The sequence below is a fragment of the Congregibacter brevis genome, from assembly GCF_045689245.1.
GTDB lineage: Bacteria > Pseudomonadota > Gammaproteobacteria > Pseudomonadales > Halieaceae > Congregibacter > Congregibacter brevis.
In genome coordinates, this window is sequence record NZ_CP136865.1 from 507,713 (window position 1) to 519,834 (window position 12,122).

Consider the following 12,122-nt stretch of genomic DNA (forward strand, 5'->3'; position numbering starts at 1 on the left):
CGTCTGCAGGTAGACCAATGCCAAAACTGTGACGAATCGCAGATTCGTCGACCAAATAGGGGCATTGGTCGACAACTGAGGCTTGAAAGGCGAGCTTGAACTTGTCCTCGCGCCGGATTCAGTTAGATTAATTCTTTTGGCGAGACAAGAACGCGATTCGCAGTGTCTAGAAAATTTTCCCCACGGCTACTCCTTCTCCAAGGCGCATTCTGGACCGTGGTCTTTACGCTTAATGTTGGACCACAGTGGCAGAAGTATGGGTCGCCACGCGAGCTTTTTGAGGTGGTTGGCACAACCACTGCTTTACAAGCACTTGTTGCACTGATCGCATTACGATATCTGGTGCCCCACCTATTGGATCGCGGGCGCGTGAAGCAATTCGGCATACTTTTGCTGGTGCTGCTATTCGTTGTTGCTGAATCAAACATTCTGTTCAGTTACTTTTATTTGGAGCCGGCGTACCCCGACTCTTACGGCAAGTACTATCAAATATTGAGTGACTTGAGCCTCATCGAAAGACTTGGGTTTTCGTCAATGATTCGATGGATCGTATTCTCTAAACTACCGCTGTTTTTCTTTCCTGCCGCGGTACTTATTGCTGTTGATTACTATCAGAGGCAACAGAGTGTTTTAGCGCTGCGTGAGCAAAAGCGCAGCGCCGAATTGGACGCACTCAAAAACCAACTCAATCCACACTTTATCTTCAACACTCTTAACAACATTTACGCATTGGCTATCAAAGGATCAGATCAAACGGCCGAAGCAATAGCAAAGTTATCCGGCATCCTCGATTACGTGCTGTATCGATGTAACAGTGAATACGTGTCGTTAAACGACGAAGTCAATATGATTGATGATTACATTGCACTTGAGCGCCTGCGCTTTGGTGATCGCCTGGCTATTTCTTTTGTAAACGAAGTGCGGGAACCTGTAGAAATTGCCCCACTACTTTTTCTGACGCTAATTGAAAACGCCTTCAAACATGGGGCGAGCCAAGCGCTTGATACTGCCACAGTCGATCTATCTCTATCGGCCTCAGAAAAACAAATTGCTTTTGAAGTGAGTAACAGCACATCGCCTAGCTCGTCGTCTGATAAACCATCTAATGCAGCAGCAGGAGACCGCCCGCCTGGCATTGGCTTGAAAAATCTGCGGCGACAACTCGACCTGCTATACCCGAATGCCCATCGCTTAAGCATCAACGAGTCGGACAAACAATTTACTGCTCGCCTAGTTGTTGAGCGCGATCAAAAGTGAGTCACGCACGCTACCGCTGCATTGTTGTCGACGATGAGTTACTCGGCAGAGAGCTCATAGAGTCGCATCTCGACCAACTCCCTCAGTTTGAGGTTGTCGGTTCCTGTGGGAGTGCAATCGAAGCCGGTGAATTACTGAGCAAGGTAAAAGTAGACTTGCTGTTTTTGGATATTCAGATGCCTGTGCTTAAGGGCACGGACTTTTATCAAAGCTTAAGCAATCCACCCAGCGTCATTTTTACAACGGCTTACCGGGACTACGCTCTGGATGGTTTCGAGCTAGAGGCTGTCGACTACTTACTTAAACCAATTACCTTTCCGCGTTTCTTTAAGGCTGTCGGGCGATTTCTCGCCGTTCAGCGAGATAACGGGCATAGCGATTTTAATCCCGAAGACGTCACGAAGAACTCAGTGTTTATTCGGGCAAATAGGAAAGACGTCCGGCTTTTACTAGCAGACATTTACTACGTGCAGGGCCTCAAGGACTATGTGCGTATCCACACGAAAGATTCGGTGTACACCGTCAAGGAAACAATGACATCTCTAACAGAGCGCCTGGGTAATGGTTTTGTCCGGGTGCATAGATCCTATGTTGTGAATCAACATCGGGTCACTGCCATAACCCACACTGACGTTGAGGTCGGAGACATGGAGATTCCCATTGGTGAGACGTATCGAGATGCCGCTTTTCAATCCCTTGGTAATGCTAGGTAGCTAAGGGGTGTAGGGCGCCTACTAGGATGCTGAGGCCGCATGGGGATGAATACCGAAAAAGCATCGGGATCAACGAGCCTGTTTACCGATACAAACGCTGAGTAAAAAACCAGCACTTCAAAGGCCTGGTCGCCGTCGGCAACCGTAAGTTGCCAAGATGTACAGCCGCGAGTATGCCGTAGCGCTAAAAAACAGTTAGAGACACATCACCAAGACTGACGGTTTCACCCTCTTCAACGATACGATCCACCGCAGCAGACGGGACCTTGAAATCATCAGGACCTGAGGTCACTCCTGCGCTAGACTCTTTGCATGACTAGACTCTCTGTTCTCGACCTTGCAAACATCGGCGACGGCTTTACTCCCGCAGACGCCCTTGCCAATGCCCTCGACCTCGCACAGAACGCAGAAGCTGCCGGCTATCATAGGTTCTGGCTCGCCGAGCATCACAACTTTGATGGCATTGCTAGCGCCGCCACCGCAGTGTGCATTGGTCACGTTGCCGGTGGCACCAACACCATAAGGGTGGGTGCTGGCGGTGTGATGCTACCCAACCACTCACCCTTGGTAATTGCAGAGCAGTTCGGCACTCTCGAAACGCTTTACCCGGGACGCATTGATCTGGGCCTAGGTCGAGCGCCGGGTACCGACCAGAACACCATGCGAGCAATGCGTCGCAGTGCAAACTCATCAGAGCAGTTTCCTCAGGATGTGATGGAATTGCAGAGCTTGCTGGGACCACCGCAGGACGGCCAGTCTCTACGTGCAATTCCCGGTGAGGGGACCAACGTTCCACTGTGGATACTCGGATCTAGTCTGTTCGGCGCACAGCTCGCTGCTATGCTGGGACTACCCTATGCGTTTGCATCGCACTTCGCGCCGCAAGCGCTTCATCAAGCTATACAAATCTATCGCGAACGTTTCCAACCATCAGCACAGCTTGCCAAACCTCATGTAATGGTCAGCTGTAACGCGATCGTTGCCGACACAGAAGCCGAAGCAAAGCGGCTATTCACCTCATCCCAGCAAACATTTACTCGCATGGTGCGCGGTGGTCGAGGCAAGCTACCCCCACCCATCGACGATATCGAAACCTTCTGGTCCAGCGCCGAGAAAGCACAGGTTTCGTCAATGCTGGCATGCTCATTTTATGGTTCTCCCGAGACAATTCGGGCGAAGATTCAACCCCTAGTAGACGCAACGGATGCTGACGAGCTCATGGTCTCCGCCGCAATTTGGGATCACCGTGCTCGGGTACGCTCCTTTGAGCTACTTGCTCATGCGATGGGGCAAGCGGCTGAACCGGCGGCACTCAAATCCGCGTGAGCAAATCAGACCCCATCAAATGGACAAAGCTCTTGGCGGAGTCCGCCGCGATTGTCGCCAGTATTCTCCTCGCGTTTGCTATCGATGCCTGGTGGGACGAACGGAAAGAACGGCGCTATGAGCAAGAGACCGTATTGGGACTCAAAGCAGAGTATGAAGAACACTACAAAGACATTAGCTGGCAGATAGACTTTCACGGAGAGCTTCTCAGGGGTATTACCACATTGCTCCAAGCTTGCTCTATGGGCAGATACGAAGACGCAGGGGCAAGCATCGACGACGCCGTCTGGGCCTCACTGGTGCCCGTAACGACCGACCTCGGGTCCAGCGTTCGCGACTCATTGATTAACTCTGGACGAATCGAAATTATCAGCAATATTGAGCTGCGTAAGAAGCTCGCCGATTGGGACAGATATGTTGATGAATTAACAGATACGCAGTTGGATAGTGCTGATCTCGTGAGGGACCAACTCATGCCCTACTACGCGAAGCACGGAATAGGGCTAGCCCATGGGAATACCGACAAGGATGGCACTCCTTGGCCCATAGTAACAAAACCCTCTAACCCGAACTCCGAGGCTTTCGCGCTGCTGTTCAAAGATCGAGCCTACTGTACAACCCTTGAGTTTCGCTATGCGAACATGAACCATACTCTAGATGAGTATCGATACGTTTTAGAGGCAATCGAAGAAATACAAAGTTTGCTCGAAGAGCCATAGTTAGGGAGAAGCCCATGAGCTACGTCGACGGTTATCTAATCGCAGTTCCCACTGAGAACAAACAGGCCTACATTGATTTCGCAACGTCCAGCGATAGCATCTTTGTGGAAATGGGTGCCACGCGAGTCGTTCAGTGTTGGGGTGACGATGTGCCGGAAGGGAGCGTCACTGATATGCGAAAAGCGGTTCACGCGGAAGCAGAAGAATCCATCGTCTTCGCCTGGATCGAATGGCCAGACAAAGACACACGAGAAGCGGCAATGGCGAAAATGATGGCAGACGATTTCGAAGATGATCGATTGGATTCTCAAAAGAACCCGATGCCCTTCGATGGCAGCCGTCTTATCTATGGCGGATTTCAGCAGATCATTGAACTGTAGGCTCAATATTTCTAAAAGGACATTGCCATGAAACGACGACAGTTTTTGGCCGGTAGTGCGAGCCTGCTTGCTTTGACGGCCCAGTCCAACCAGCTATTTGCCCAGTCTTTCGCAGCAAGTCTTCCTTCGCAAATCACAGACCTCGATGCCACTGAACTATCCTTGGCTATACGCATGAAGCTGCTGAGCTGTGAAGAAGTCATGGCGGCGTATCTAAAGCACATTCATCGCTACAACCCGACTTACAATGCGATCGTCGCGCTCCAGGAAGACAACCTACTGCTAGAGGCAGCGCGGATAGCAGACCAGGAACTTGCGCAGGGTATCTATCACGGGTGGATGCACGGGATGCCTCACGCGATAAAAGACCTGGAAGCGGTAAAAGGGCTGCCCGTAAGCTACGGATCCCCTCTGTTTGAAGACTACATCGCCGAGACAGATGACCCCCTCCCGGCAAGCATCCGCCGCGCCGGCGCTATTTTTATCGGAAAAACCAATACACCCGAATTTGGACTCGGTTCTCAATCCTACAACCCGGTTTATGGTGCAACCGGAAGCGCCTGGAACCCAGAGCTAACCGCGGGTGGCTCCAGTGGCGGCGCGGCCTCTGGATTAGGCACCCATATGCTGCCCGTGGCCGATGGCAGCGACATGATGGGATCTCTCCGCAATCCGGGGGCGTTTAACAATGTTATTGGATTCAGGCCCAGTGCGGGGTTGATGGGAGGCGGCAATGCCTTTACCCGGGACTTGGCCACCACAGGGCCCATGGGACGAAACACTCGCGATGCAGTGCGCCTGCTCAATACCATCATGCCAAAGCCCGGGCTCGATGCGCCCCAAGCTCTGTGGTCTGCTGCAGAAAACGTCGCGGCGCCGGCTAGCCTCAAACTAAAGGGTCTTAAGCTAGCTTGGTTAAGCGACTTCGATGGCTATCTTGCTATGGAATCTGGCGTTCTCCCCTTGTGCGAGTCTGCGCTTTCAAACGTCACGGATGCCGGGGCTGCTATCGAGAAGATAACCCCACAGTTCGATATGGCCGATCTTTGGGACTGTTGGTTGACGCTTCGCAATCTGTCGCGAGTGGGCATGCGAGAGTGGTACGAGGATCCACAGAAGCGGCCACGCCTCAAACCCGAGTTACAGTGGGAGATCGAGCAGTCCTATGCCTTGACCGCGGAGGATATAAGCAGAGCCAAGGCAACGCGGTCCCGCTGGTATACCGAGCTCCAACGTTTGTTTGATACTTACGATTTTCTTCTATTACCCAGTGCGCAGGTTTTTCCCTTCGACAAAAATGTGCATTGGCCTGGGACCGTAGGCGGGCGCAAAATGGATACCTACCATCGTTGGATGGAGGTGGTCATTCCCGGCAGTATTCCCGGGCTACCCGTTGCAAACCTACCCGCAGGTTTTGATAGCCAAAGGCGACCCATGGGTATTCAGGTGATGGGACCTTACGGCGACGACGCTAAAGTCCTTGGCTTCGCTGCCGCCTACGAGGGCATCACCGACTTTCTTGCCCAGCGCCCGGTCCTTGTGGAGCGTTACTAACGAGGCGCTGTGAGTAGCTAAATACTCAAAGGCCTTTTCGTTCCTAGCGAGACAAGCCTGCAAGAGGCCATGACGGAATCTCGCCACAACCCAGGTCTTGATACTCCCGAGTATCAAACTGTTCACTCAGCCCATTATTATCCAGGAACAAATCGACGTAGAGCGCGCAGCGCAAACGTTCAGGCAGCGATGTCTCTTGAGACAGGCGCTGCTTAACATCCTCCACCGTGACGCTAATCGCCTCAGAACGGACGCCCTGACCTTCGTTGCCATCAAGAAGCATCAGATTAGGCTCCTCAACACTCCAACCAGGCCACGCGGGCTGCGAAGCACTTCTTCCACTACCTGGTCGCCCGTTATAGGCAAAACCTGCCCAGTAATCTCGCATTGTGCTTCCCAGAGCTTCGCGATCGCCGTTGTTACCGGCGTGAAAAACTCCCGGCACTAAGCGACTTATGAGAGGGCCAAACAAGAAGTCCAGCTCAAGGGCATGGGTCGCACCGAGCAACTCAGGGAGATCCACAAGCCAGTTTTTACGCATGTTGTTCCAGTCAAACCGATAAGCGAACAACGCTGTGTCCGGGCTACTATCACTGATCAACGACAGAGGCAGATCAACTCCCGCCGCCTTCCATGCATCACTGTGATATCGGTTCAGTAATTCATAGCGCGCAGGGTCATCTACCTGAGGAATAACGCCTAACAGGTTCGAGGTGTGACGGCCCGAAAGAACAAGAAACAGCTTCATCTCATCGAGGTTCCCGCCAATCATCAACGGCATTCGATTCCAGCGAGATGGGTCGCTAAATATCTCTGTAAGTGGCTCTTTGGGCAAAACGACGCCATCGCGAAACAGCGCCGGTGCGCGATACATGCCGCCGGCGGTGGCAAGAGGTGCCATGATGTCTGCGGTGCTCAAGCCTCGAAGAAAACTGGCAAGTTCCGCTGCTGACATTTGGTTGAGCACCGCCGTTTCGCTTCGAGTCTCATCTTGCTCAAGCCATGCCGAGGCCAAGGCATGAGAGCCGTTGGGATGCCCTGGTTGAGGACTCGAGCTGGGCTTTTCTGCGCGGGCGCGAGTGAAGGTGCCGGGAAACCCGCTCTGAACGATAGCGCCGTGAAAAAGATTCTTGGCCATGGGAGATGCCAAAAGTCCATAGATGTTCCGACCACCTGCGGACTCACCAAACACCGTCACGCGCGATGGGTCGCCGCCAAAGCTTTTGATGTTGTCCTGGACCCACTGAAGGGCTGCAATCATGTCGAGCAATGCGAAATTGCCGGAAGCATCCTCAGCCGAAACTCCTTCCCGTAAAGCTGCATGACTAAACCACCCCAAGGCACCCAAACGATAGTTAAGGGTGACCATAAGCACCCCTTGCTCCTGCACAAACGCCGAACTCTCGTAGGGAATGGACGATCCAATGGTATTACCACCACCGTGAATAAATACCATGACAGGCAAGGCCGCATTCGCTTCCACGCCGCCGGGGGCAAATACGTTGAGGGAGAGACAATCTTCGCTGCCGATGAGAGTTCCGGGGTCGGCAGAGGAGGCAGACAAACGACTGGCAAACTGCGGGCAAACCTCCCCATAAACGAGACTTTCCCGCGCTCTTAACCACGGCTGGGCCGGAGCCGGGGCTCGCCATCGCCGCTCACCCTCTGGAGCGGCTGCGTAGGGTATTCCCAGCCAAACCTGTGCGCCGGGTGAACTTATTCCACCGACTACCGGACCGGTGTCCGTATCGCGCAAAGTGCTCATATCGGCGACCAAAGTAAGCGGCCCCTCGTCGACATCCCGGCGGTTCATAAAAAGCCCGCCAACGATAAACCCAATACCCACGATCAAAACTAGCCAACGCATTGCTTATTCCTCTTTTGCCCTACTTTAACGTCAGGCGCGCCTGCTTTGAACAAGTGCTCCCTCCGATGTCCGCACAATCTCTGGCAATCTCGGTGGTGTACCATTGCGCGCCCATGTCCCGCACACCGCATAAGCTTCATCTGAACCCTGACTCGAAAACCACGTTGGTGTTTCTCGCTGCGCTTGTTGCCCTGGGTCCGCTGAGTGTAGATATGTATCTACCGGCGATGCCCGCGATGCAAAAAGCTCTTGATACAGACATTGTGCACATGCACTTTACGCTAAGCGCTTATCTCTGGGGTTTTGCGCTGTTTCACCTCGCCTGCGGGCCGCTGGCGGATCGTTTCGGGCGTAAACCCATCCTCTTGGCCGGCACCGGTTTGTTTGTCCTGGCCTCTGCGGGTTGCGCGCTAGCCAGCACCGTAGAAGAGCTAACGGTGTATCGCTTTGTACAGGGACTTGGCGCTTGTGTGGGTCCGACCCTCGCCCGCACCATAACCAGGGACGTTTTTGGACCCAAAGGAGCCGCACGCGCACTGTCGCTCATTGCCATGCTAATGGCGCTGGCGCCGGCGGTAGCTCCAGGTCTTGGCGGCCTTCTCCTACGTTACGTGGAATGGCCTGCGGTGTTCGTTTTTTTGGGTGTTTACGGCGCCATTGTGTTGGTGATCGTGGGCTATCGCATTCCCGAAACGCTACCCGAACCGCAGAGCCTGCACCCGAGGAACATCGCCGCCAACTATTTGTTGCTGCTACGAGACCCCGTGTTTTTACCGGTGGCAGGCGCAAGCGCACTTATCTACGCAGGACTTATGGCTTACCTCGCTTGCTCAGGATTCGTCTTCATTGAAATGCTTGGCGTGCCGGTAGAGTATTTTGGCTTTATCTTTTTAACGTCGGTTTTCGGCTACATGGGTGGAAGCGCTTTGAGCGCACGACTCGCCGCAAGATTAGATTCCTCAGAGCTACTTCTGTGCGGGGGTGCACTCGCGTCTACCTCAGTGCTCTGTATGTTCGCATTCCATTTGCTAGCCCCAACATCTATCTTAGCCCTGATCCTTCCCATGAGCTTTTATTCGGTAGCCCTTGGGCTAGCGCTCCCTCAAGCAATGGCGATGGCTATGGAGCACTTCCCAAAGATCGCAGCCACGAACTCGTCTCTATTCGGATTTTTACAAATGGGACTCTCCGCTGTGATCACTGCCGCCGTTGGCAGCGTATTAGTTTCATCACCATTACCTATGATTGTCACTATGGCAGTCACCCAACTGATTGCGTTGCTCTTAATCGTATTTGGCAGAGCCCAGCACAAGAAACACTATCCCGTTAACACGTCATCCACGGAGCCTGAACTAACATGAAAATTGGCATTCTCAGCGGCAGTCATCGAAACGATTCCCAGAGCGAGAAGATCGCCCGCTACGCAGCAGCGCAGTTAGATAAGAAAGGTCTTTGCGACGAGACTTATCTTTTCTCTCTCGCAGACAACCCCTTGCCCTTCTGGGACGAAGGCCTTTGGACCGGTGATCCCAAGTGGGAAGAAGCTATCGGTGAACTGCGTTCAGAACTAAACAGCTGCGACGGGTTTATCGTCGTGACACCAGAGTGGCATGGCATGGTGCCCTCAGGACTCAAGAACCTGTTTCTACTGTTTCCCGGCACCGGTGAGCTCGCTCACAAGCCCGCTCTTATTGTGTCTGTATCAGGAGGAGCCGGCGGCGGCGCTTACCCGGTCGCTGAACTACGTATGAGTAGCTATAAGAACAGCCGGATCTGCTATATGCCCGAGCATTTAATAGTACGCAATGCGGGAAAGGTGTTTAACGAGGACAGTGCTGAAAACGACGACAGTCAGCATGACTACCTAAACGCGCGGCTGACTTACTGTCTGGAAATGCTGGGAGAGTACACCAGGGCGTTTCAGCAAATCCGGGCAAGCGGTAAAACGTCTCTGGAGAACTACAGCAACGGGATGTAGGTGATAAAGCTAGAAGACCCCGCCGCGGTTCGCGGCGGGAGTTTTGATCAGGAGTCCGTGCTAGCCATCTGCATCGCAGCGCGCTCTTTCTCTATAAGAAAATCAGCAATTTTTAGCATGTTTGCCTGGCCGCCCGCCTTGCGCGTGGTAATACGGTATTTTCCAGCAACCATAATCTCAGGAGTCCCTGTGATTTTAGCGGCTCGGGCTCGGGCATTTGCTTGCCGAGTCTGACTGCCAACGCCAAAAGAGTTGTAGGCCTTTGAGAAGTCCTCAGAAGAAACTCCATTAGCTTCAAACAAATCTGCCAGCTCGCTTTCGCTCGCCAAACGCTTGCGATCGACGTTTAGAGCCTGAAACAGCGGCATGTGCATCTTATCTAGAACACCTAGGGCTTCAGCGGCATAGAATGCTTTTGCGTGGATCTCCATTGGCGCGTTCCACATAGCGGGAGATCCCTTCAAAACAACGTCTTCAGAAAGCGTTTTTTTCCATTGGGCCAGCTGAGGCTCAAAGTTGTAGCAGTGTCCACAGCCGTACCAGAAAAACTCCGTGACCTCGATTTTGTCTGAACTACTGCGAATAGCCGGGGAAATCACATCATAGTGCTCACCGGCGATATAGTTTTCGTCTTGGGCCTGAGCCGTGAAGGCGCTGAGCTGCAACGCAAGCATGGCGATGGCTGCGAAACAAATACGCTTGTACATGGGGTTCTCCAGATTTTTTTGGTGATTAGATAATAGGACAGGCATCCTAACGAAAAGTTCGCTGTTTTGGCAGCGCCGCAAGACTGCTCAGATTCCTTAGCTAGGCCATTCCGAGGCATCGCTGTGGAGTGGCCGGGCTGGGTGTCGCCAGTTTGGCGGCGCCAAACCCTCAATCACGGGAAAACGAACTCTTCGCGCTGGCCCCCAGTACGTCGACTCAAGATCAGTAGTCAGATCTGCAATGTCCTCATCTGTAAACGCGACGGATGTACCGTTGCGAACCGTGCCTTTGAGCAGTACTGCTGTTCGCGCCAGAGACAATCGAGCAGAGAGCGCGGTACCAGCCTCGCGACGCACACGCAGAGCTCGCAGCGCAGCCGCCGCCATAAGGTAGCCAGTGGCATGATCGAGCGCCTGAACAGGAAGCGGGGTAGGGGTTTTACCGTCACCACGGAGCATGCCCTCGTGAACGATGCCACTACTCATCTGTACAAGGCTGTCGTATCCCCGGCGCGTCGCCCAAGGGCCCGTCCAGCCGTAAGCGGATAGAGATACATCAATAAGTGCTGGATTAATCGCTCGTCGTCGTTCATCGCCCAAACCCAGGCCCTCAAGGGCATCCGAGCGATACCCATGTATGAATACATCAGCGCTCGCCAGCAACTTCTCAAAACACTGTTTATCGGCTGACTCCCTGAGGTCCAAGGTGGTCATTCGTTTACCCAAAGTTACCTCGGGCTCTACGTTCGCTTCGTCCCAACCAGGGGGATCGACTCTTAAAACCTCCGCTCCGTAGCCGGCAAGCAAACGGGTACAAACAGGTCCGGCGAGAACACGCGTGCAATCCAAAACACGCAAGCCCTTTAAAGGGAGGCTCTCAGTACCAAAACTCAGAGCCGATGCAGTGCTCTCTCCTTCAGTCCAGGCAATAAGGGGCTCCTCTTGGCTGGCAACCCCCTGAGGGTGGGCGTCCCACTCTTCTTTGCTTCGAAGTGCCGCTGCACAACCTCCATTACCAACAATCTCGCGCTCGAGGTCTTCGGCTGTCCACTGGGAAACGCGCGCGGCGACATCCTCTCGTATGGCTTCGCAGGAGAGGACGTCCAGGGCTGCGTGACGATGGTGCGGAGCGTTGGTGTGTAACCGTATCCAATTATCTTTGCTGCGATAAAGTCCGGCGATCGCATCCCATACAGGAGGCATCTCCCAGCCTTGTGGTCGAATGCTCATACCAAACCAGAGCGAGGCCAATCGTCGACTAACAACAACTTGCTGATCAGATGGTCGGCCAGCTAACGCTGCTAGTTCAGCACAGGCAGCCCCAATACTTGCAACCGCAAGGCCAGTGACATCAAAACAGGAAGGGAGGGCAGCCAAATCGTCATCACCCGTCACTGCGCTGGTGGGTGAATCAACGTAGAAAAGCGCCTCTTCGATAGCTGCGGAGAGATCAACATCGTTTCTGTCGGTTTGCACGGCTGCTTACTCCAGAATTACATGCAGACGACGCGGAATCGTCTGAACAATGGTTTTTGCGTACTACACAACGAAAAACGGCCCGCAATGCGGACCGTTCTCGAATGCACCGTAGCGCGCCTTATAGCATCTGCACTATTCCCGT

General features: G+C 53.4%; 11 protein-coding genes. 8 read left to right on the forward strand and 3 right to left on the reverse strand.

The window, feature by feature from the left end:
* Positions 1 to 162 precede the first annotated feature (162 nt).
* From R0137_RS02205 to R0137_RS02230, 6 genes are all read left to right on the forward strand, one after another.
* Entirely contained in the window at positions 163 to 1,257 is a 1,095-nt protein-coding gene (locus tag R0137_RS02205) for a sensor histidine kinase (RefSeq protein WP_407328209.1), read from the forward strand.
* Entirely contained in the window at positions 1,254 to 1,970 is a 717-nt protein-coding gene (locus R0137_RS02210) for a LytR/AlgR family response regulator transcription factor (RefSeq protein ID WP_407328211.1), read from the forward strand. Before R0137_RS02205 ends, R0137_RS02210 begins: the two co-directional genes overlap by 4 nt.
* Before the next feature lie 312 nt (positions 1,971 to 2,282).
* Positions 2,283 to 3,296, forward strand: coding sequence for an LLM class flavin-dependent oxidoreductase (locus tag R0137_RS02215; RefSeq protein ID WP_407328213.1), 1,014 nt, complete (start codon positions 2,283 to 2,285; stop codon positions 3,294 to 3,296).
* Positions 3,293 to 4,015 carry a hypothetical protein gene (locus R0137_RS02220; RefSeq protein ID WP_407328214.1) on the forward strand — a complete coding sequence of 241 codons (723 nt, stop codon included), beginning with the start codon at positions 3,293 to 3,295 and terminating at the stop codon, positions 4,013 to 4,015. Before R0137_RS02215 ends, R0137_RS02220 begins: the two co-directional genes overlap by 4 nt.
* A 14-nt stretch (positions 4,016 to 4,029) precedes the next feature.
* Complete coding sequence (locus tag R0137_RS02225; protein ID WP_407328216.1) at positions 4,030 to 4,395, forward strand: DUF1428 domain-containing protein; 366 nt, start codon at positions 4,030 to 4,032, stop codon at positions 4,393 to 4,395.
* Positions 4,396 to 4,422: 27 nt separating this feature from the next.
* Positions 4,423 to 5,949, forward strand: coding sequence for an amidase (locus tag R0137_RS02230; protein WP_407328218.1), 1,527 nt, complete (start codon positions 4,423 to 4,425; stop codon positions 5,947 to 5,949).
* 43 nt (positions 5,950 to 5,992) lie between these two features.
* Here R0137_RS02230 and R0137_RS02235 read toward each other — a convergent pair whose 3' ends face one another.
* A complete protein-coding gene (locus tag R0137_RS02235; protein ID WP_407328219.1) occupies positions 5,993 to 7,816 on the reverse strand; it encodes a carboxylesterase/lipase family protein in 1,824 nt (607 codons plus the stop codon).
* Between the two features lie 65 nt (positions 7,817 to 7,881).
* Between R0137_RS02235 and R0137_RS02240 the strand changes: the two genes are divergently transcribed.
* Complete coding sequence (locus R0137_RS02240) at positions 7,882 to 9,177, forward strand: multidrug effflux MFS transporter (protein WP_407328220.1); 1,296 nt, start codon at positions 7,882 to 7,884, stop codon at positions 9,175 to 9,177.
* The gene (locus R0137_RS02245) at positions 9,174 to 9,794 is read left to right on the forward strand and encodes an NADPH-dependent FMN reductase (protein WP_407328221.1); all 621 of its coding nucleotides are present in this window, start codon (positions 9,174 to 9,176) and stop codon (positions 9,792 to 9,794) included. The genes R0137_RS02240 and R0137_RS02245 overlap by 4 nt, the downstream gene beginning before the upstream one ends.
* A 47-nt stretch (positions 9,795 to 9,841) precedes the next feature.
* Here the strand turns inward: R0137_RS02245 and R0137_RS02250 are convergent, their stop codons facing one another.
* Both R0137_RS02250 and R0137_RS02255 read right to left on the reverse strand, forming a co-directional pair.
* Positions 9,842 to 10,501 (reverse strand): thiol:disulfide interchange protein DsbA/DsbL, encoded by a 660-nt coding sequence (locus R0137_RS02250; protein ID WP_407328222.1) that lies wholly within the window; start codon positions 10,499 to 10,501, stop codon positions 9,842 to 9,844.
* A 96-nt stretch (positions 10,502 to 10,597) separates the two neighbouring features.
* Complete coding sequence (locus R0137_RS02255; RefSeq protein ID WP_407328224.1) at positions 10,598 to 11,977, reverse strand: CoA transferase; 1,380 nt, start codon at positions 11,975 to 11,977, stop codon at positions 10,598 to 10,600.
* Positions 11,978 to 12,122: the final 145 nt, after the last annotated feature.